This is a genomic window from Rhizobium sp. rho-13.1, from assembly GCF_007000305.1.
GTDB classification, from domain to species: Bacteria; Pseudomonadota; Alphaproteobacteria; order Rhizobiales; family Rhizobiaceae; genus Rhizobium; species Rhizobium rhododendri.
Genome location: NZ_SCFL01000006.1, coordinates 137,017 through 157,881, shown reverse-complemented (window position 1 = coordinate 157,881; position 20,865 = coordinate 137,017). Strand labels below are relative to the sequence as shown.

The window sequence follows — 20,865 nt, the reverse complement described above, 5'->3', positions numbered from 1 at the left end:
AGCGAATAGATCAAACGATGAAGCTGCAATCGTCCGGCTGACAAGTTTGCCGCACGGTCGCGGCTCGCTCGACAACCTTAGATTTGGACCCGTGGATATGGCTGCGCATGGCCAGCATCAGCCCATCCTTGTCGCGACGGCGCATCATGCGGAAAACGGTGATATGCTCGGCCAGAAAGGGTTCGTATTCTGGCATCTCCATCCGGATACCGAGCACGTGCTTGCTCAGCGTGAGAATGCAGTGGGTGCGCTGCAGAATACTGAGAAGCTCCTTGTTCGGGCAGGGCTGGATGCTGCGAACATGCAGATCCAGTTCAAGATCATACATAATCGCGGACGAAACATTGGGATAGGTCTCGAGCGTCTGCGAAAGGCGCGTTAGCATCCTGTCGATATGATCGTCCGGCACCGCATCCATGGCGCGTGCAAGCGCCAATGGCTCGACTTGCTCGCGGACTTCGTAAAGATCGGTGATGCGGCGGCTGTCCAAGGGAACAATAGACCAACGGAAGCTGTCATCCTTTTCCGTGATACCCAGTGTTTCAAGTTTGACAAGCACATCTCGAGCGACGGTGCGACCGACCCCGTAGCAACGGGCCAGCTCCAACTCGTTGATACGAAAACGCCCGAAAAAAGATCGATGGACAACGATTCGCTCCACATCCTCGTAAAGTGCCTGCCATGCAAACAAAGGCCTGTCCTGCGCATCAACGAGGTGTCCGAGGCTTTCTGTGATATTGACGCGCTTAATCTTGGTTCCAGCCGGGCCGACGACAAAACCGCGGCCTTCGAAGCGGTTAATCAGGCCATCTGCTGCAAGGAGCCTTAGAGCTTGGCGGACAGGAGCTCGGCTGCTGCCCAGAAGTTCGGCGAGAGGGCCTTCCAGCAAGACGGTACCAGTGGAGACGCGTCCGCCTAAGATGTCATCTTTCAATTGGTTGTAAAGTTCCTGGTAAAGGCTCCGCTTGCGCATGGCGTTGACGGGTTCAAGATCTGAAACGGTCATTCCGGCCGAGATCCTCCTTCCCTCGTTCTTTTAACGTCAGATGAAAAGACGGCAAATACTCGAAAATCGACAGAGCGACAATCAATGAGAATTTTTAGCAGTCTACGCATTTCTTCCAAGAGGAGCAATAAATTCCAAATTGTTAGATCAAGGAACCGATAACAGCGGCGAAGTAAGAAGACCGCCGAGAGTTCCAGTGGTAGACAAGGCGTGTGAGTTTTCCGGCATCAGACTTCAAAAAACACCTGCTCGCTATTTGATGTCCAGTCCTGATCAACGCCCGCCGAGTTACGCGCCGCCAGATGCAGATCGCCGGATCGAAAACGCTCAGCGCATTCCTGAGGACGAGCGCGGAGCTGATGCTTGCGACGTTTCGGGATATCCGGGTGGAGGGTGCGGCTGACGGTGTGGAGTTTGACGTCGATGCGCGTCGTGTCGATCGTATCCGCCAGCGACGCCTTTGCCTGCCGCAGCTCGTTCTGCTCCTGTAGAGATTCGACTTCGGCGATCAGATCTCGTTCCTTGACTTCTTCTCCAAGCGAGGCGTTGACGGCCTATAATTACCCCGTGACCTGTGCACCAACCTTTGCCGATCGGGACGGTTCCAGAATGCCGTTGGCGTTGACTGTTTCGGTAAGCGCTCCAGGAGAGCACCAACTCTGACAGCTCGATTGACATCCCGATCGCTGAAGACCATTTGATTAGCAATGCATGAGTCTCTGGACGCAGTTCCTTCACCACAAGGCCGCCGCACGGATTATCGAGGCGGCGCAAGTCTCATTCGATTGAATAGACGTAAATTAATTCACGCGAGGCATGTGAAAACTCTCACTTCTTAAAGTGGAGTTTAATGTAAGATTTATAATGTTTGCGTCGCGTCAGGTTGGTGATCCTTGCGCGTTTCGCGCGGGGAAAGCAACAATCATGAGATTGGCTGCCTGCAGGATAGGATTGGATAGGATAGGATGTCTATGGCTACGAGACGATACCAATCTGTTTTGAACATCCAGGAGGCCGCCGCGCTTCTCGATGCTATGGCGAACGCCAACAGACTCCATATTCTCGATATACTTTGCCGAACCGAGATGTCTGTGGGGCATCTCGCCAAAACCATCGGCCTCAGCCAGTCTGTTCTGTCACAACATCTCGCAAAGCTTCGGAGCGCCAATCTCGTCCAGAGGCGCCGTGATGCGCGAAATGTCTATTACTCATGCAATTCTGAGCCGGTCTTAAAAATTCTCGACATACTTGCCGAGGTCTTCGACGACGACATTAACGAAGCTCGCCGCATCGCCTAAGAGGCTGCGGACCCTGAAGCAGTTCGACGCCGAACTGACGAGCCTTGGTTATGAAGGCCAGTACAATCCAGTGCAGCGTTCGCTTGCAAGTGGAGCGCCGCTTTGCAGATCGAGCTGCAGGCGATTGGCTGGAACGTTCGCGCCTGGCGAAGCATTTCAGTTCGTTTTGTCGGAGGACTGGGCGATCATTGGAAGCGAGCGAAGAGAGCTGCAGGTGGCGCATGCCAACCTCGGCTATTCCAGAGCGTTGGTCGCCCGGTCATATCCCGTGCAAACGCACGAGATGCTGTTCGTTGCGCACGCTAGCTCAGGATGTCTGCGCGTTCATGCATTAAAAGTTCTTGAACACCAAACATGGAAAACCGGCGCGCTCCACAATTTTGCAGGCGTCTTCCGCATCTCTACGCTGCGTCCTTCCTATTCGAGCAGAATAGCGCGGTTTATATCCAAAATCCCGATCTATCTTGCGCAGAATCAAAGGTGCCTCCGTGTTTAAAGGGGCCGGCAACCTGGCAGAGATCCGTGTAAATAACGCCCGCGCAGTCACACTATTTGGTGCTGCTGCCAATTGTGCTCCCCACGGCATCCAAACACCTTCAGATTGATCTGCTGGCTCCACGAGACGTCGTGTGGCAGCAAGCGCGACGCAGGCATCCATGAACGCGCGGTGTTCGTCAAGTGGCGGAAGGATCAGGTCGCTCGGCGAGCGCCTCCACTCGTCTGCGGTGTGCCCCGTGATCCCAAAAACATAGTTCCTGGATTCCAACGGTAAGCCTCCGACAAGCAGGAATGTCGAAACACGCTGCTCTCCAGCATTATAGGCTGCAGCTGCGAGTCCAAGATTACCGAAGCGGGTCCGAAGCTTCATCAAATATTGGGATGATGCCCGGAGGGCCTCCAATACATCAAAGCTGTCCTTCAGACCACGAAGCGCTGCGGTAGCCGGCATGAACTGCGCTATGCCCTGAGCACCCTTTGGGCTGATTGCTTCCGCCCTAAAACGGCTTTCGCGCCATATTAGACGTGCAAAGAAGTCAGGCGGTAGCTGGCTTCTCGTCGCAAAGGTTTCCATCGCGCTGCAAATGTCGCGGTTCAAGCTTCCGGCATGAATGCAAAGTACCCGACCTGGGGCGTCAACCATCGAATAAAGACAAGCCGGGCTGGCTCTACCTCCCCACGCAGCGACTGTAGATAACTGAATGAAAAGGCAGATGGTAAGGGTTACGAGACCGGCTGGGGCGATGCGCCTTATCAAGGGAAGCTCCCCGAACCTTGCACCGCTTTTCGAAGGTGGATCTGCGGTTGAAACCTAGGCCTTATCTCACTGCCACAGTCGACGCATTCGCGAAATAATGCAAAGGGAAAATACGACGTAAGCGTCTAGAAGGCTCTCACCGCGCTAGCTTTTTCTTTCCCTAAATGGGACAATGGAACTCGCGCTTGACGCCTGTCAGTCTGATAGATGACTGGTTCTATGGGGCTTCCTGAAGGGCAGAACATTGCTCTCCTCGAAGTCGTCAACCAATGGTGCCAGTCTCGGCGCAAAAACCGCTAGCAGAACAAACATCGACGACGCTGCGGCGGGAATACTAAGTAGTGCGATCATCGCTAACCCTAAAAGTGTTCTACAACACGGAAGAGCAGACCGTACGTCTTGAACCTTGCGCCAAGCCGCACGAGGAGACATCTTGTGCGATGTCTGCTCGATCGACGTCCCATAAAAGGCGACGGCATTGAAAATGGCAACAGTATGAGATCTGGCATGCCCCTCGTGCAGAACGAAACTCCATCTCGCTACGTCCTCCAAGAGCTGCGAGATTAAGCACCTATTGCGGCCCACAGAGATCGCGTCGTTCTGCGCGGCGCGCGGACACCGTCCCTGTCACAGATTGGCCGACCACCCGCCGCTCGCATCATCTGGCAAAAGCAAATATTTCCGATAGAATAGAGTATTGGGTTTCGATGGGGTGGCTGGAAGATATCTCGGTCAGAATAACAGGCATCACTTGACATTCCGCAATATTTTTGGAGTAAAGTTATTCCGGTATGGTTGACTCCATGAGTAATTAATCTTACCCGATTAAAATAATGACACTGACATGCTTGTGTGTAGCCAAAACTAGTTCCTAGTGAACGCGGCTAAAAATGTCTGAAAAGCTATCCATCTGTTTTTATGCAGGAATGTGTTGTGGATGAATTGACGCAGGAGTTGTATATCGCGTCGCGCAAATTGCAGGAAAGCCCAGTGGCAATCCGGGTTTTTGCGTTTACACAGGGAGCCACCAGTTGGGACGCATTCGCTCAAAGATGCGAAGCGTCTTTCCGTTGCGCCTTTCATGCATCCCGGATGTGGCAGATTGACTACAACCCGTTGATGAGACTGGTGCGGCTGGACATTATATTGTGTACCGCCGATGATCAGGTGAAAATCGGTCAATGTGCGGTCGGAATTCGTAAGAGCGACCATGTGTTCTGCGATGCCATTCAGGTGCTCCCGGACTATCGGCATCTTTGGTCGTTGTCGATGCGGGCGGTGCTTAGCCATCTGGGAGATGGATACTATCGCTATGGATCTGACTGGTGTCTGGATAAATGCCGATCTGCGGAGCTCCACGCGCTCGCTGGAGTGTCCGTCATATCGACAGCGGCAGTCGATATGATTGCGATTGATTTCAAGCGGTGGGAGAGTTTTGATGCTTTTTACAAGGAGGTCAGCAAAAATGCCCGGCGAAATGTCCAGAAAGCCGAACGGTCCTATCCAGGCCTTGATTTTGCAATCCGCCGCCAATGGCAGATTTTCTGCGACCTCGTTCCACTTGAGCTTTCTAGACTTCGCCTTTTTAAAAAGAAGCGTATTTTGACGTCGCGAGCGAGCCTGGTCATTCGGTCGTTGAGCCGGGTCCTTACCACCTCAAAGTTTAGCTTCACCGCTCGGAACGTCAGCGGTGACAAAACGCTGGCTCGCTTTATGGGAATTACGTTTGGACCGATCATGTTCTTCATGGAGGCCGCAGCGGCAGAGGATCACGGCAGTGGTGCCGCGTCGCACCTTCTAAAGTGCATGATAGAGACAGCTTACATGCAGACGACTGGTCGCGGCATGTTCGTGTTTGGACCTGACAATCACGAAAACGATGCGGACCCCGTGTGGCAGGGACTTGCGCGTTCGAGGTTGCAATGGCAAGCCAAGTCGTATCCGATCTCGGTCGTTCAGTGTCTGTTCAAGAATGGCGTTACAGATGCGGGGTTGAGTGAAGGGCGGCAATCAGATTCTTCGTATTTTGTGACAAAAACGGAGAGATTGAATGGCCTGGACACCCTTCACCCTGCCTCATCATGATAGAAGCCGCATGCGCTAAGGCTTGCTGGTTATCTGCTTTCCTTAGTGGATTACATGAAGGTATACAAAATCACTACCTTAAGCTTATATCTTGCAAGGGAGTAGCAATTTAAAGATTGCCGACGGTGCTGCCCTCAGAATAGTGCCGGATTACTAGGGGGGTATCGGAAAATGCGCGTTCTTCATTTGGCCAATCATTGTCATCATGGACATGGAAACGTTCACCTTGCTGTTGATCTAGCCTGCATTCAGGCGGCGAGTGGTGACTTTGTGGGCTACGCGAGCCATGGGGGCGAGTACGAACAGGGTCTAAGCGCGATGGGGGCGCATCATATTAAACTTATGCAGCGCGGCAAAAATCCATTTAAATTGGCGGCTTCGCTTGTTTCTCTTTCGCTTCTGGTAAGGCGGAGTAAGTATGACATTGTCCATGCGCACATGATGGCCGGCGCGATCTTTGGTTATTTCGCGACTAGATTTTCAAACGCTAGGCTGGTCACGACGGTCCACAATTCCTTCGACAAACATTCGTCGATCATGAAACTTGGCGATAGGATCGTTGCGGTCAGCAATTCAGATACGGCCCGCCTTCGTGAAATGGGCTTCAAGAAAAGTAAGGTTGATGTGGTACTGAACGCAACACTGGGCGGCTTCAGGACAAGCCTTTTACCGGATAAAGCCGTATTCGAAAAACCGCCAGGAATACTTATAACGACGGTATGCGGCCTTCATGCGCGAAAAGGTGTGAACTTTTTAATCAGCGCTTTCGCTGTGTTGGCGGCGAAATATGAAGTCACACTTTGCGTTGTGGGCGATGGACCCGACAAAGACGAGTTGGAAAGGCAAGCCGAAAAGCTTGGCCTAAGCGGTCGCGTTAGATTTTTGGGTCAGATCAACAATCCAGCCACCGTGCTAGCTAAAACGGATATATTTGTGCTGGCGTCCCTAGCTGAACCATTAGGTCTCGTAAATATCGAAGCCCGTAGCGCTGGATGCGCAATAGTTGCAACAGAGGTCGGAGGGATTCCCGAAGCCCTCGATGAAGGGCGGGCCGGGTTTCTGGTTCGGCCAGGCGATCCAAAAGATCTCACGGAAAAATTGGAAATCCTTTTGAGAGACCCTGAGTTGCTGTCGCAGATGAAAGGGCGCGCCTCGTCGAATTTGGATCGGTTTTCCATAACCAACCTATATTTAAACTATAGTGCGGTCTACGGCAGAGCCCTCACGCGCTCAGCGGGTTCTTTGGGCACTTTGCGATAGCAAGATGAGGTTTCGAGAAAGCAGCATAGCCATCGTTCCGATCACTCAAACCTCCACCGAGGTGGTCGATGCTGCCGGGATGGCGATGGATCTCTGCGTTACCGCTCATGATCGCGACGGATGCACCCTCCTGCGCCCCAGCCCAATCTTGAATAGACACGCACTTCTCGGTCGAGAGCTAAGCCCAGGAAAATGCCCGATGGCTGCAAAGATCGCCTGAAGATGGGCTGCGTCGACAACCGTCGAACTGCCGAGCGTTATGAAGGAGCGCCCTCGCAAACTGCACCCGGCAACGGAATTAAATTCCGTAAAGTGCATTACCAAGTCTACTCTATAGGGATTTAAACCGACTTTGCATTCCCGCCAATGGAATAAAACAAGTAAGCGCCCCTGAGGTACAGGGGCCCCAAAAAAGCAAGCTTCCAGCTAGGCCATAAAAATACAAACTGAAATAAAGGAAAAAGAAGGTACAGGATGCAATACACGTTCTCATTATGATCGCGCCAGGGTCTCCACCACACCTGCTAATGAGGTCGTCAGTCTGCATCTCTGAGTAATTGTACATTTTCATAAGGCTATCTATTCTGCGTTGCTTCGGAGTTCTGTCTTGAATGCTCAACGTTCCGGAATTGCAGGACTTATGCTTCTAATTGAATTGATGGAGTTCGCCATTTCATCAGATAAGCGTTTATAGTTGGGTTTGTGACGGCTATCGCTGCTCTATCCGAACAACAAAAGCGCAACGTAAGCTTCCTTTTACGATTATTCTTGTCCATCGTGCAGGCTAATATACGAAGGAAGAGTGAATTATGTCAATTTTAATCGGAAATTAAGCTTGAAATATTAAGACTGTGCGATAGTGTGAGCTCCAGCGTTGTGCCAATATTATTCGGTCGGAGGTTTGCATGGCTCCTGTATTGGCACCCACATTGGCGGTGGTGCGCTGTGGAGACCAAAGTCTTCATGAAAGTTGGTGCGGAGAAGGACGGCAATTCGATGTGGCGGTAAGTTACTTCGGAACTGACGAAATAAAGCTATTTCCTGAAGCAAATTATGTGCATCGCGGCAAGGGCGGGAAGTGGGACGGGATCTATGGCTTTTTTAAAGAGCATCCTGAGGCACTGACAAGTTACGAGTACTTCTGGTTTCCAGACGACGATATCAGGGCTACGACCAATGATATAAATCGACTGTTCGCGGCGGGTCGGAGTTACGGTCTCTTAGTGTATCAGCCATCTTTGGACAGCAATTCCTATTATTCTCATCTGATCACGCTTCAGCACCCGAGCTTTGACCTGCGGTATAGCAACTTCGTGGAGATTATGGTGCCGGTGCTCAGTCGAGCGATTCTGGCAAAGACCCTGGAAAGTCTAAAGGATTCCAAGAGCGGTTTCGGAATGGATTTCGTTTGGCCAAAACTGGCGGTTGAACTTAGCGGAAAGCTCGAATCCGTTGCTATTCTTGACAGCGTGACCGTCTGCCATACACGTCCTGTGGGCGGAAAGTTGCACCAGTTCATCAAAAAGGTCGGGGGCAACACCGCAAACGATGATCTGGTCTCCACCCTCGGCCGGACACGCATGAAGCGTGACTCGTTGATCAATGGCGTCGCCGTGCCTCGCATACGTGTCTTATCTGGTGTGGATATCAGCGGAGCTCATCTGTCTGGTCCACGACTTTCGGTGCGAATTGCGGGCGATCTCATCGGACGGTACCGCAACGCGGTCCAACCCGTCTATCTGACGGCAGCCGTCAGGCACGCGTTGAAGTCGCTTACTTTGCCGATCGCTGCGCCAGATCGGCCGATGGCATCTGAACCGTCATGATGCGCAAATGGTCAAGGAAAGACTCAGCTTCTGACGCCGTAACAGTCCTCGACACCTTCGGCGGTTATCGTGGCGTGGCTTCACTGAAAAGGACAGGCAATGGCCATAATTCGTCCTAACAGATCGAAAACACTGAGCACTGCCGTCTTTGAACTAAATGATCCAGTTTTGGTAGGGACCACGTATCCTGATGAGATCGTCATTTATTGCGGTTCCTATAGAGAACTATGGCGATCTGTGATTGTGTGCGCGGTGCTTGTCGCTTGTTACACAGCCAACATTTCGGCTCAGCAGCACGGTTTTTTTCGCGAGAGCGATATGCTAAACCATTGGGTGACAGGTCTATTTTGTGTGTTCCTCAGCATCCTGGGGTGGTCTGTGGGCAAACGAAATCCGTGGAAGCCACTCTTCACAGTGAGGACCGACGGGATCGTCTACCACCGTTTCTCCGGTCAGATTATTTATTGGTCGTCAATCAAGCAGGTCACGCTGCGCGCAGCAGGGGTCGCCTCACAGGCCTCCATGATCGACATCCTCATTAAAGATGAGGCTGACCCGATCCTTGTGCGAAGAGCGACTGTGAAAAGCGCGTTGTTTTCTCATGTGCCGGGAAAGCCGAATATAAGTATTCCAGACCAGCCGATAGGTGGTTTGCCTTGCACGGATTTGAAAAGCATGTTGCTTCGGGCACACTATCAGCATTCGCATCCAGATGTCGACGCCACCAATGTCGTATCGCTTTGCGCGTTTCGATCGAAGAAAAGCCAACTGAAATCTCTTCCGGAGTAAGCCTCGTGTCCATCATCGTTCGAGTTGCATTTCGTTTCTGCTCACATCGTGGTCCGCTGCGACGTCACGATCATGGCATGGGTGCTCAGCGACAACGGGGGCATCGTGGTTAGTTTATGTGGCTGGAGTGAGATCAATGATCGTCGACGGCAAGCCGCGTTTTAGTGTCATTATTACCTGCTACAACTATAAAGATTATGTAGCCATTGCTATCGAGAGTGTCCTCAATCAGCCAAGTGCTGATTTTGAGCTCATTGTGGTCAATGACGGATCGACCGACACATCGTGGAGTGTCATCAGCCGCTATTCAGACAGAATAATAGGAATTAACACCGAAAACCGCGGCTTTATTTCCGCGTGCCTTACCGGTCTCGCGGCGTCCCGAGGTCAATACGTCCTCTTCCTCGATGCTGACGATATCTTGGACGAAAAAGCTCTTCTGACTGTGTCCCCCTATCTGGAGCCCGATGTCACGAAAATTCAGTACATGCTGCAGCCCATAGATGCACAGGGACAAGAGATAGGGGACGCCTTCCCGCGTTTGACTCCCGATTACGACAATCGAAAGATGATCGAGAGTATCAATCGTCACGGATATTATCCTACTCCGCCAACCTCAGGCAATATTTACCGTCGCGATGTGTACCTGACGATTGGCGCCATCGACTACGATTTCGGAATTGATGGCATTGCTTACTTAGCAGCCCCTTTCAAGGGCCGGGTGGTGCACATTGATCAAGCTCTGGGACAATACAGGATCCACAATAACAATATGTCTGGGTTTGGTTCAAGTTCTCACCTCGGGATGGAGAAGACGATGCGGGTATTTCGATTGCGCCTTGCACATCTTGAAAGGCTGAGCAGGGACGGAAAACTCTTGGACGGCGCGATGTTTGAGATGAAGCCTGATTATTTGTATCTGGTGGAGCATGAGGTTTTTGCGCAAATCCTCAAGGGACAACGTATCGATCTCCCCCTTCTTCGTCGGTATTGTCAGCAGATTGCGCAATCATTTTCGAGCGTCGAGACCCTGTCTCGATATCTGGTCGCCGGCTTGTTATTTCTGTTGCCCAACAGTGCTGCGCGAGCCATTGTTGAGTTCAGGATAAATCCTAAAAAAAATTCGCCGCTACGCACGATGATCAAACGGCTGTTTCGGCGATGATCCCTGTTTTTACAGGCAACTTCGACTACTCGTTAGAAACGCCGAGTTTTGCAACATGCTTTTCGGCTGCGGGACGCGACTGACCCTTGCTATCCGTCGGTAAGATAAGCCCGGCGCCAATGGCGACATTTAAAGCTGCGTAGTCGGTTGCAAGTTGCTGGACTGCAGCAGCCAGATTTTGCTGGGCATTGGTAACGGAGCGTTGTGCGTCAAGAACATCTAGTAATGAGGAAGCTCCGTCCTTATAGCTTGCCGTCGACAGCGATACAGCGTCGCGATAAGACCTAACCTGGGCACGCAGTGCTGCTATTGTTTGCGGGTCGCGGTTGACGGCCACCAAACCATTTTCGACTTCTTCGACGGCGGTAAGCACAGTTCCTTTCCATGTCAGGTAGGCAACCTTGGCGTTGGATTCGGCGATTTTTACGTTTGCCCGCAGCAGGCCACCATCGAGAATTGGCAGGTTTAAGGCCGGGCCGAAAGACCAGGTGGTCAAGCCTCCGCCGCGACCGGCCGTATGGATGTAAGAGGGGGAGATACTGCCATTGAGTGTGATGCTGGGTAGCAGCTGGGCTTGAGCGATTCCTATCTGTGCGACAGCGGCGGCGAGTTGTCTTTCATCACGACGCACATCCGGACGATTGCGGATCAAATCCGCTGGGACACCCGCAAAGACTCCACCTTTGTATACTGGCTGCGTTTCGCCGCGTTTCATCAGCTCAAGAATTTCGGCTGCTGGCGCGTCAAGCAAGGCCGCGATGTGGTGAACCTCCCGGCGATAGCTTACTTCCAAACCGGGAACTTCCGAAAGTGTCGAGTTGACCAGTCCCTCCGCCTGAACAACATCCAACCTCGAAGCAGCGCCGGCAGTGAGCTGGAACTTTGTAAGGTTAAGCGTGTCTCGTCGAGATTTTAGGTTTTCCCGGGCGATCGAAATACGAATCTGATAGTAGCGCGCATTTATGTATCCGGTGACCACGTCCTGCACGTAAGCCAGGCGGGCGACATCGACAGTCGCAAAGGCAGCATCGAGCGAGTCCAACGCACCCTCACGGGCTCGACGGTACTGCCCAAAGAAATCGAGTAGCCATGAAGACGTTGCTCCCCCGCGAGACGTACTGGTGCTGCTCGCCGCTGTGCGGAGATTTCCCGTTTCACCGCTTATGGTTTGGTCCGCGCCAACTGCGATGTTTGGCAACCCACCAGATCCAGCGACGACGACATCACCTTGGGCTGCGTTGATCGCCTCAATCGCAGATAGAATGGTAATATTCTGAGAGAGTCCCCTGGTGACAAGCGCCTCCAGTGTCTCGTCGCTATAGGCGCGCCACCATTCCCTGGAGACGATACCATCAGAAGATCCGGCGCTCGGCTCTGAAAAAGTGGCCGGCAAAGGCATGATTGGCGGCTTATAATCAGGGCCACTGACGCAGCCCGAAAGAACCAGGAGGATGGCAGGAGCGCACCTTGAAATAAAAACCACGCCAGATCCCCCAAAAGCTTGTTTCAGCGAGGAGATCGCACCGTTCTGGTTATCACCACCTGAATCGTGTTGCTGCGCCTCGAATCGAAATTCACAAAACCATTCGCTCCGTCAATGAAGCCATTAATGGGTTAATAAAACGTATCATTCAAGTATGGAATCACAGAATGAAAGTTGTAATTCAAAAAAAACCTTTGACGGAATTACACAGTCGTAGCTGTATATAGCATATGGTGAGTACAGATAGTCTAGAAGATGGAATCTAGCCTTATTTCTAAACATGAGATATTTTGAATATTGTAAATCGTGTTGCGGGCATGCAGAAAAGCGGAAGGCGCTGCAAGCTGCGTTTCGCATATAGCCATGGTGCACGCGTTACAAAACGGTAAGCTGGACGATATTTTATGCCAAATATTTCTCGTGGTGTGACCGAAGACGGCGCTTAAACTGTCATGAGCAGGTCACGGGCACCATTATTCGCACCCCGCCTCTTTGGAATTTGATCAGTCATATTTCGCAGTCATTCTATTTCGAATGAAATAAGAATTCAATTGCCCGTTGATTTGCACTAGGGGTAGATAAGATAATAGCTCTGGAACTTGCGGAGGCACTCCTCCTCAAGGTGCTGAGTTAGACGTTATTTTGTGAAAAATGGCCTGAAAGAACATTCTATTACGGTAATTTATCTTTAGGCGGAGTTTTATATCGCTAATGTCGTCAATCGTCGTAAATAAAAAAATAAAAATATTATATATACAACAAAATACTAAATCATTTGCCGGCGTGGAACACGTTGTGGATACAGTTTGCTCTGAGATTAGTCGCAAGTTTGGTGCTTCGATCGAATTGGATGTGCTCTACACATCCGAGCACAAGAATAGACCGAAATCCCGTCCCGCTTATAATGAGATCACCCGCATCAGTCGAAATACTCTTCATATGATGAAAATTTGCCGGCGCACCGTGTCATGCAAGGACTACCAGCTCGTCGTCGTGCCTCAGATAGAACCTGCAGTTCTAGTGATGATCGCGTGTCTTGGTATCCCTCAGCGTATCGCCGTCTATTTGCATGGAAATCCGCATAGGGAATGCAGTCACTGGAAGGCGAAGGTGTTATTTTTCCTCATGAAGTTCTATTTTTTGCGGCACGTGTCCGACGTTTTTGGAACTTCGCCGCGGCAGTTGGAAAGCTTTAGAAAGATGTTTGGCAGTGAGGTGCGCCAGACCTGGCTGCCAAATCCCGTCAGACGGTTCGACGATCAATCGAATTGTGCCATCGATCAGGACTTTGTGACCTTCGTCAATGTGGGGCGCTTCACCCACCAGAAGGGGCAGGATATTCTGATATCTGCATTCTCGGAGTTGGCAAGAATACGAAAAAACGTAAGGCTGAGGATCGTCGGATACGGAGAAGACGAGGCCGCCTTGCGCCAGCAAGTTTCACAACTGAACATGCAATCTGTGATTACTTTTGACAATCTTCCGGACAATCCAGCTCCCGCGTTGTCAGCGAGCGATGTTTTTGTTTCAACATCGCGCTGGGAAGGATGGTCGTTGGCGATTTGCGAAGCTCTGCGATTTGGCATGCCGGTGGTCTCCACTGATTGTCAGTTCGGTCCTAGCGACATCCTCACCGACGAAAAGCTGGGACGTCTGGTTCAGGCTGATAAGATTGAACAACTGGTGGCCGCTATGGCTTATTACGTCGACAATCTCCGCTATGAGAAAACGTATTCAGATTATCGGAAAGCTTATGTTTCTCGCTTTGACGTCGATCGGATCGTTGATGTCCATGCAGCGGCGATACTGACAGCCGCGGGCAGGGCACCAGTGAAAATGGGAGACGTACCGGCGTTCTAGGCTCGGTGATCGGTTAGAAAGTGTGAAAGCCGGTGGCGCAGGTTTGGCCGTCCCTCGAACCAATTGGCAGAGCAAGGCTATCGAGCCCTCTAGTCGGCCATCACATGAAACCGGTGAGAACCGATAATGAGGTAGCTAAGACGGTTGGCTGACCGTAGTCCAATCGTTGACGGAGACTTTGGCATTGGCAAGTCAATTCACGGTGGGAACGTCGTCCGAACGCTCCGACTTCCAGGAAATCTAATCCTTTTTAGGCGAACAAAATGTTCATTATTTCAAAAGTCATTTGGATACTTCTGCAACCTTTTTCTCTTTCTCTCATTTTTTGCGTCTTCGCACTTGTTGCCATCTGGTTCCGCAGACGGCGGCTCAGCTTGTTGCTTGTCCTGGTGCCGGCTTCCATTCTTCTTGTCGCTTTGTTCACAACGACCGGGGTTGTCATGGTTGAAGCTTTGGAGGATCGCTTTCCGCGCCCTTCTGCTGATCCACTCGATGTTCAGTGCGCCATCATATTGGGGGGTGGTTTTACCAACGACGTTGATACAGTCCGAGGGGGATACGAAATGACGGATGCGGGGGACCGGTTTGTGGAAGCACTCCGACTGGCCAACAAGTTTTCTGCTATGCGCATTATCGTATCAGGAGGGGACGGTTTTATTACCGGCGGTTACTTGGGAGATGGAATTATCGCCGAGAGGATGTTCACTGTCTTTGGAATCAAACATGACAGGCTACTGCAAGACAGCACATCCCGCACGACCTTCGAGAACGCCATCAATACCAAGAAACTCCTCGAGGCCAATGGTTTGTCCCACTGCCTTCTCGTTACCTCTGGCTTCCATATGCCGCGGTCTGTTGGTATATTCCGTAAACTGGGTATCGATGTGATACCATGGGTTACCGATTATCGCACAATTGGAACGGAGAGCTTGCGATTTGACATATCTCAGCCGGAGGCAAACGCATCACTCCTTGGCGTGGCTGCGAAGGAATGGATAGGCATGGTTGGCTATTATATGAGTGGTCGAACCTCTTCGCTCTACCCAGGTCCTAGTCAAAATCAGTAAGAGCGGCGCGACACCAATAACGGTCTTAGTTCAGGTGTAGACCCGGACATAGTCGACGCGCATGTGGGCCTCATAATCGTTTGGATCTAGCTGAGTGGGATAGGGAACGTCGGCCCGCAGCGCCAATGTTAGTATCGGCCAGTACACATCGTTGTTAGACTGCATCTCGGCTGCTCTTCCGATCGTCCAGTTTACAGGTTCGAGGGTTTTGGGGTCGATAACTGGCTTGCGCTCGAAATAGAGCCTGAACTTTGCGTCTTTCACAAGAAGTCCGTAGCGGAAATATCCCTTGGTGATGTCGACGTCGGTCGGAACGCCAACGCCTTGGTGATGCTCGTTCGGTTGTCCCCATTCGTGCAGGTAAGCCCCGTATAGATCACTTTCCGATCCCTTTTGCTCGACGATGTCGAGCTCGACAGTGGTCTGTGGGTGAAGAATGCTTCTGCCGTTCATCAGCCAGAATGCGGGGAACGTCAGGAAATGGGCCGGAAACCACATTCTTGCTTCGAAATATCCCTCTCGCCAGCCCTGCAGGATTGTCCCATCGGGCTTGGCTGTCTGAATGTTCCCAGATACCCACTGATATTCTGGATTATCGTTGCCATAATAATTTGGCACATTCATTTTGCGACCCAGATGACGGACCGACATTTGCAATGCCTTGCCATTTTCTGTCGAGGGGTCGTCAATGATCGCATATGGATTGTAGCCATCTTCGCCGTTGATCCGACTGAACGCTGATCGTCCATAAAAGCCTGTATCAGATGTGCTTGGTTTTGCGCCGGCGTACCATATGGCGGGATCCAACATGGCAAAGTTCTCGTCAAATGTCAGCGACATGTCCTTGGTGGGGTCTTCGGTTTCATCAGCTTGCACATCAGTGCCTATCATGATCAAGGTGCCTGCCGCTGCAAGCGCTGCCGATCCAATCAACACGTCGCGCCGGGATTTCAAAACTGCCATCGTATCCTCCAGGTCTATCAGTTTCATTTTGTTGCCGGGTACGTGGAGCCGCTTACGATCGGCGACTTGTCACGCAGGGCGCTCTTGTAAACGTCGAGCGTTTCGGCAGCCACGCGCTTTATAGTCATGCGCTCAATGTTGAACTGGCTCTTGCGTTGCCATTCCTCAACCAGCGACGGGCTTTCAAATAAACATCTAAGTACTCTTGCCCAACCGACGATATCTCTCGGCTCGACAAGCAATCCTGCCGCACCGAACTCAATCAACTGCGGTATGCCATCGACGTTCGCTCCGATGATTGCACACCCCGCCTCCCGCGCTTCCGAAAGCACAAGGGGCGCGGGGTCGGCATGCGAAGGCAACGCGAAAATATCCGCACTTGCCATCCAACGGAAAGGATCATCTTGTGGACCCATAAAAAGGATGGCGCTGGCGCACTCCATCCTTGAAGCCATGTCGCGATATTCTTGCTCGAACGGCCCGCCGCCAATCACATACAGCCTCGAGTTCGGGACATCCCGGTGCGCTATTTGGAACGCCTCGAGCAGATCTGGGAGCCCCTTCCTGGGGTGCAGGCCGCCGACGAAAAGGACGTTGGGAGATTGCAATGCCAATTCAACATGTGTTCGGTTCCCGGAACGGGCACAACCGATTGTTCCGTTCAAAACCACACGCAGGCGTCGAGCACTGATGCCACGCTTGATCATGGAAGCGCCAACCGCGTCGCTCACCGCTATGACGCGTGAACCCAACCCCATCAAGATAGCACTTTTCTCAAACTCATTGTGGACAGTTGTGATGAGGGGAACGCCCGCGATCTTGCACACCGGCCATGCGAGCACTGCGCTCGTCATCATATGGGCGTGAACGATATCAGGTTGCCAATTTCGGACAAAAGCGCGCAAGGCAGCAATTGACCTGAGTGCGGACAGGGGCGAGCGCTGATGGGAGAGAGTGGTCTGAGAAACCGAGTTTTGAGATAGCAGCTCATCGAAATCTCCGCCCCCGCTGGCCAAACAGACATTATGTCCCAGCTTGGCCTGAGCGCAAGCAAGATCCACTGCTGCATGGACATGGCCGTTGGAGCGATTTGTGTGATTGAGAATATGCAATATGCGCAAATACGCCTCCGGGCATTTTGTGGTGATTGCTGGACTTTCAAGCCACGTTCGGACTGCCGCCACGTCAGGTCAGAGAACCGGGCGTAAATTGAAGCAAACGGTTAAGCTGCTGGACGGAGCGCTTCTTCGGCCTCCACAGTTGAAGATCGTGCAGTGGGTTGATAATTGAACCCGCCTTGTCGACCGAAAGATTCAATGCCGAATACGCGCAGTTTTTCTATTGCCTCTGCTGCATGTTGGGCGGCTCCCCGTCTGTAGATAGGATAGGCATGGCTAAGCACGCGGGCGCCTTCCAATCTAAGCTCGCCTTTGAAAAGGCCGTTTTCAGAGACGTGTTCACGAAAATCTGCTTCAGCGCTCTCAATCGTACCGCCTGCGTGATGGGCGATGACCTCGGCACCAAAATACTCTCGAGCGTCAACCAGGCCGTAAAAATCCGAATGCATAGTCAGCCGCTTCCAAGCGCCTTTGTACGAGAAATTGTAGATAATTGGCTGGCGGAAACCGCGGTCGCCTTTGAAACTGAAAAACAATCCGATCAGCGTTATTGTTTCGAGAGGAGGGCCGGGGTCCAAGCCGCATAGTGCGACCGTCCGTTCGATCGGAATGGTAGATATAAGTCTGCTGGTGACGACGATCCGATCTTTCGTGCGCAACCGAAACTGACTTCCGGCTTTCTCAATGCTTCTCATTTGCGCCGACAAACTGACAGCGACCCCCTCGGTCTCAAGCTTGTCAACAGCCACTTTATACAAAGCGCTGAAGCCGGCTTTCGGCCTGGCCAATTGCCGATTTGGTTTGCCCGAAGGTCGTCGCGGGAGCAACCGCGCTAGTAGCTTTCGCAACGACGCGTGCTCGCTGATCCACATCATGCGCTTTTTGGCCAAATCGATATCGATCTCTGTGGTCGAGATGCCGTAGAAGCGCTGCATGTACGACTCCAGCCCAGAACGTCCCAGCAGGTATTCCCCTATCCAGAAGCGCGCAAAGTCGTGCGCATTGTCCATTCGCCGCCTGAAGAGACGAGAAAAGATGACCGATGCGAATATCCTGACGGTGCCCACGGGGCCACTACCAAAGATGTCATCGCGGATCGAGATTGGATAGCTCGTCACCATTCCCTGTGGGTTCAATCGCGCCCACTCCGGCTCAATTGGTAGATACAGAGATAGCAATTCTGGGAAATAGAACAGGAGCGGTGAATCATCCTGGAAAACTAAGCTGCCAATATCAAAAGTATAACCATTTGAGGACCAGTCCAGGTGGTTTCCACCAACGTGCTCATAGTCGTCAATGATGAGAATGTTACGGTGTCCTTGACGCGATAAAATGGCCGCCGATACGAGCCCCGATATTCCAGCACCAAGTACAACTGCGTCAAATTCTTCCTCAAGGAAATAGGATGCGCGGTCCTGATGAATAAGGTTGTCGGTCATAAAACGTCCCCGCTCCGCCGCTAAATTTATGATATCTCAAAAAAAAGAATTTTAAAGTCTAATTGGCAGAACAGGCGAGATATCTGCATCGTTGTTGAATTTGGTTCTGATCGTAGCGCACTATTTGTCCAAATATCCGAGATTTTCTTTGACTATGGCTGAGCGGACCGATTTTATATCCTGTAGCCTATATGTAGGAAAACGTGGTACGTCTTGGTGATGCATTTCCAGTGTTCTTCGACGTCTCCGTTCGTACTTGACTGATATTTTCGCGATCAAAGGATGGATAAGTGCAGCGCCAACGCCTTGATGCCCCCAAGTCCAAAGCTCGATTGCGGGTGACGGCCGATTTTCTGCCGGTAGGATACTCTCTAGAAAGGTCGCTTTCGAAGATTGGCCCTGCTTGCTGTTTTTCGCTCAGCATTGCCCGACGCTCTTTTGTGAAAGTAACGTTGCGTGGCTGCGTTTTGTCACGTGCCAACCAAGTGAGCCACAATGCTTGCCTTTAAAGCGGTTCAGGGTGCTAGCTGGCTAATCGTCTCGCGGTTCGCAGGAAAAATAGTCGACTTCTTTACATTGCTAGTTTTGGCACGGATTTTAACACCATCGGACTTCGGGCTAGCCGCCTTGGGTATGTCTCTTGTTGCAGTGGTGGACACTGTGCTCGAGATGCCCGTGACCCAAGCGCTATTGCGCTTAGACGTAATCGATAAGACGCATCTCGATACGGGTTTTACGTTGAGCATCCTGAGAAGCGTACTGATTGCGATCATCATCTTTTGCGCTGCATGGCCCTTTTCATTCTTCAATGATAACAGCGCGCTTGTACCCCTTGTCGCAGTTTTGACGGTTGGCCCCTTCGTCAAAGGTTTCAACAGCCCCGCGATGGTTCATTTCGCGCGTGATTTGGACTTTAGACGGGCCTTCATGATGGAGTTCAGCGGCAAATTTTTCTCATTCTTTTTGACGATCTCGATCGTCTTATTGGGCGGTGGATACTGGGCGATTGCTGCGAATTTTGTGTCAAACTGCATCATTTCGGCAATCGTATCCTATGTACTGGCACCCTACAGGCCGGCATTCTCACTGGCACGCTTCTCAGACTTCTCGAGTTTTATAGGTTGGTTCAGTGGGTCTCAGCTTGTCTCCGCATTGAATTGGCAATTCGACCGCGTTTTCATCGGAGCGGCCACAGATAATGCAACACTTGGCCGATACGCGATTGCAAGCGATTTGGCTGGGTTGCCATCGCAGAGTGTGATTGGGCCTGCCATGCAGTCTGTCATGTCAGCATTTTCGCGTATTTCCGGGGATGTGGAGCGTCTCAGGCTCGCATTTTTAAAGACTGCCCGTTTTGCGATGTTGATATCGTTGCCGATCTGCGTGGGGATTTCCCTGACGGCAGATCTGCTGACGGAGATATTGCTTGGTGCAAAATGGCAAGGTGCTGCGCCGGCACTGAGTATCCTCGCCCTGTCAGTGATCACGACGCCGTATTTCCAAACCCTTTATTCGGTGGGTTTGGCGGTGAATCGCCCAAATATTCTCTTCAAACTAAATGCCATAGACCTGATGTTGCGGATTATTCTAATTTCGACGGGTATCTTGCTCTACTCCTACATAGGCGCGAGCGTAGCGAGAGTGCTCCTGTCTGTCATCATGTTCGGCTTCTACGTTTTGGAGGCTCGCCGATTGCTGTCGCTCAACATAGTTGTTCAGTTAAAAAATCTCTGGAAAGTGGGGGCAGCCAACGGGTGCATGGCGGTCATCGTTCTAGCATTGCGTTACCAACTTGTCGGGTATCCATTGAACCATACCGTTGAGTTGGTGATGGTGTCTGCGGCTGGAGCAGTCGCCTATACGCTTTCCCTTCTGGCACTGGGGATGAGACTTTCCGTCGGCCGCGGCAGGTTCGAAATCATTGACCAGGCATGAAGCCCTGCTTGACCGCGAAACCGGTTGACGTGACCGCTAGTGTGGTCGGCCAGTTCGTCCGTCGGGGCTGATCGTTTCACCCTAGCGGGGACCGGAATTCATTGGGTTGAAGCCGCCAAAACGCTTCATTACTTTTCCGTTGTCCGAATTTCGATGGTGAAGTAACGCGCTAACAAGCATAGGACAAGGAATAGTTAGGGTCGATTTGAAAGCCCCGGAATTTCCTCAACTTGAAAAAGCACTGTTCAGGGCGCTGCATCCACAAGCACACCGCGCTGGTAGTTGGTTGTAAGCATAATCTGACGGGCAGTGGACG

General features: G+C 51.7%; 16 protein-coding genes. 10 read left to right on the top strand and 6 right to left on the bottom strand.

Annotation, left to right across the window (positions count from 1 at the left end; all coding sequences use genetic code 11):
* Positions 1-10 precede the first annotated feature (10 nt).
* A complete protein-coding gene (locus tag EQW76_RS17020; RefSeq protein WP_143122990.1) occupies positions 11-1,006 on the bottom strand; it encodes a GntR family transcriptional regulator in 996 nt (331 codons plus the stop codon).
* 302 nt (positions 1,007-1,308) lie between these two features.
* On the opposite strand from EQW76_RS17020, the gene EQW76_RS29410 reads away from it, so the two are divergent.
* Positions 1,309-1,497, top strand: a complete 189-nt coding sequence (locus EQW76_RS29410) for a hypothetical protein (protein ID WP_203452798.1) — start codon at positions 1,309-1,311, stop codon at positions 1,495-1,497.
* 480 nt (positions 1,498-1,977) lie between these two features.
* Positions 1,978-2,304: a metalloregulator ArsR/SmtB family transcription factor gene (locus EQW76_RS17010; protein ID WP_142831091.1), complete on the top strand. Its 327-nt coding sequence runs from the start codon at positions 1,978-1,980 to the stop codon at positions 2,302-2,304.
* Between the two features lie 331 nt (positions 2,305-2,635).
* Here EQW76_RS17010 and EQW76_RS17005 read toward each other — a convergent pair whose 3' ends face one another.
* On the bottom strand, positions 2,636-3,400 hold the full coding sequence (locus EQW76_RS17005; protein ID WP_244615416.1) for a lytic transglycosylase domain-containing protein: 765 nt from the start codon (positions 3,398-3,400) through the stop codon (positions 2,636-2,638).
* Between the two features lie 1,092 nt (positions 3,401-4,492).
* Here EQW76_RS17005 and EQW76_RS17000 point away from each other — a divergent pair.
* From EQW76_RS17000 to EQW76_RS16980, 5 genes are all read left to right on the top strand, one after another.
* On the top strand, positions 4,493-5,644 hold the full coding sequence (locus tag EQW76_RS17000) for a hypothetical protein (protein WP_142831093.1): 1,152 nt from the start codon (positions 4,493-4,495) through the stop codon (positions 5,642-5,644).
* A gap of 171 nt (positions 5,645-5,815) precedes the next feature.
* A complete protein-coding gene (locus EQW76_RS16995; RefSeq protein ID WP_142831094.1) occupies positions 5,816-6,904 on the top strand; it encodes a glycosyltransferase in 1,089 nt (362 codons plus the stop codon).
* A 905-nt stretch (positions 6,905-7,809) separates the two neighbouring features.
* Positions 7,810-8,730 carry a hypothetical protein gene (locus tag EQW76_RS16990; RefSeq protein ID WP_142831095.1) on the top strand — a complete coding sequence of 307 codons (921 nt, stop codon included), beginning with the start codon at positions 7,810-7,812 and terminating at the stop codon, positions 8,728-8,730.
* Between the two features lie 99 nt (positions 8,731-8,829).
* On the top strand, positions 8,830-9,519 hold the full coding sequence (locus EQW76_RS16985; RefSeq protein WP_142831096.1) for a hypothetical protein: 690 nt from the start codon (positions 8,830-8,832) through the stop codon (positions 9,517-9,519).
* Between the two features lie 136 nt (positions 9,520-9,655).
* Positions 9,656-10,684, top strand: a complete 1,029-nt coding sequence (locus tag EQW76_RS16980) for a glycosyltransferase family 2 protein (RefSeq protein ID WP_142831097.1) — start codon at positions 9,656-9,658, stop codon at positions 10,682-10,684.
* Between the two features lie 25 nt (positions 10,685-10,709).
* On the opposite strand, the gene EQW76_RS16975 is transcribed toward EQW76_RS16980, so the two are convergent.
* Positions 10,710-12,167, bottom strand: a complete 1,458-nt coding sequence (locus EQW76_RS16975; RefSeq protein ID WP_143122989.1) for an efflux transporter outer membrane subunit — start codon at positions 12,165-12,167, stop codon at positions 10,710-10,712.
* Between the two features lie 711 nt (positions 12,168-12,878).
* On the opposite strand from EQW76_RS16975, the gene EQW76_RS16970 reads away from it, so the two are divergent.
* Both EQW76_RS16970 and EQW76_RS16965 read left to right on the top strand, forming a co-directional pair.
* Positions 12,879-14,027, top strand: a complete 1,149-nt coding sequence (locus EQW76_RS16970) for a glycosyltransferase (protein ID WP_142831099.1) — start codon at positions 12,879-12,881, stop codon at positions 14,025-14,027.
* 263 nt (positions 14,028-14,290) lie between these two features.
* On the top strand, positions 14,291-15,094 hold the full coding sequence (locus EQW76_RS16965) for a YdcF family protein (RefSeq protein ID WP_142831100.1): 804 nt from the start codon (positions 14,291-14,293) through the stop codon (positions 15,092-15,094).
* Between the two features lie 30 nt (positions 15,095-15,124).
* Here EQW76_RS16965 and EQW76_RS16960 read toward each other — a convergent pair whose 3' ends face one another.
* From EQW76_RS16960 to EQW76_RS16950, 3 genes are all read right to left on the bottom strand, one after another.
* Positions 15,125-16,057 (bottom strand): 1,3-beta-glucanase, encoded by a 933-nt coding sequence (locus EQW76_RS16960; RefSeq protein ID WP_142831101.1) that lies wholly within the window; start codon positions 16,055-16,057, stop codon positions 15,125-15,127.
* Positions 16,058-16,080: 23 nt separating this feature from the next.
* On the bottom strand, positions 16,081-17,178 hold the full coding sequence (locus EQW76_RS16955) for a glycosyltransferase family 4 protein (RefSeq protein WP_142831102.1): 1,098 nt from the start codon (positions 17,176-17,178) through the stop codon (positions 16,081-16,083).
* 101 nt (positions 17,179-17,279) lie between these two features.
* Positions 17,280-18,614 (bottom strand): NAD(P)-binding protein, encoded by a 1,335-nt coding sequence (locus EQW76_RS16950; RefSeq protein WP_142831103.1) that lies wholly within the window; start codon positions 18,612-18,614, stop codon positions 17,280-17,282.
* Between the two features lie 495 nt (positions 18,615-19,109).
* Here EQW76_RS16950 and EQW76_RS16945 point away from each other — a divergent pair, with 495 nt between their 5' ends.
* Entirely contained in the window at positions 19,110-20,549 is a 1,440-nt protein-coding gene (locus EQW76_RS16945; RefSeq protein WP_142831104.1) for a lipopolysaccharide biosynthesis protein, read from the top strand.
* The last annotated feature ends 316 nt before the right edge of the window (positions 20,550-20,865 follow it).

Coding starts and splice junctions, on each gene's coding strand:
- EQW76_RS16950 (WP_142831103.1), bottom strand. CDS start 18,614: ATGACCGACAACCTTATTCATCAGGACCGCGCATCCTATTTCCTTGAG.
- EQW76_RS16945 (WP_142831104.1), top strand. CDS start 19,110: ATGCTTGCCTTTAAAGCGGTTCAGGGTGCTAGCTGGCTAATCGTCTCG.
- EQW76_RS16990 (WP_142831095.1), top strand. CDS start 7,810: ATGGCTCCTGTATTGGCACCCACATTGGCGGTGGTGCGCTGTGGAGAC.
- EQW76_RS17010 (WP_142831091.1), top strand. CDS start 1,978: ATGGCTACGAGACGATACCAATCTGTTTTGAACATCCAGGAGGCCGCC.
- EQW76_RS17020 (WP_143122990.1), bottom strand. CDS start 1,006: ATGACCGTTTCAGATCTTGAACCCGTCAACGCCATGCGCAAGCGGAGC.
- EQW76_RS16965 (WP_142831100.1), top strand. CDS start 14,291: ATGTTCATTATTTCAAAAGTCATTTGGATACTTCTGCAACCTTTTTCT.
- EQW76_RS16985 (WP_142831096.1), top strand. CDS start 8,830: ATGGCCATAATTCGTCCTAACAGATCGAAAACACTGAGCACTGCCGTC.
- EQW76_RS16980 (WP_142831097.1), top strand. CDS start 9,656: ATGATCGTCGACGGCAAGCCGCGTTTTAGTGTCATTATTACCTGCTAC.
- EQW76_RS16960 (WP_142831101.1), bottom strand. CDS start 16,057: ATGGCAGTTTTGAAATCCCGGCGCGACGTGTTGATTGGATCGGCAGCG.
- EQW76_RS29410 (WP_203452798.1), top strand. CDS start 1,309: ATGCAGATCGCCGGATCGAAAACGCTCAGCGCATTCCTGAGGACGAGC.
- EQW76_RS16970 (WP_142831099.1), top strand. CDS start 12,879: ATGTCGTCAATCGTCGTAAATAAAAAAATAAAAATATTATATATACAA.
- EQW76_RS16995 (WP_142831094.1), top strand. CDS start 5,816: ATGCGCGTTCTTCATTTGGCCAATCATTGTCATCATGGACATGGAAAC.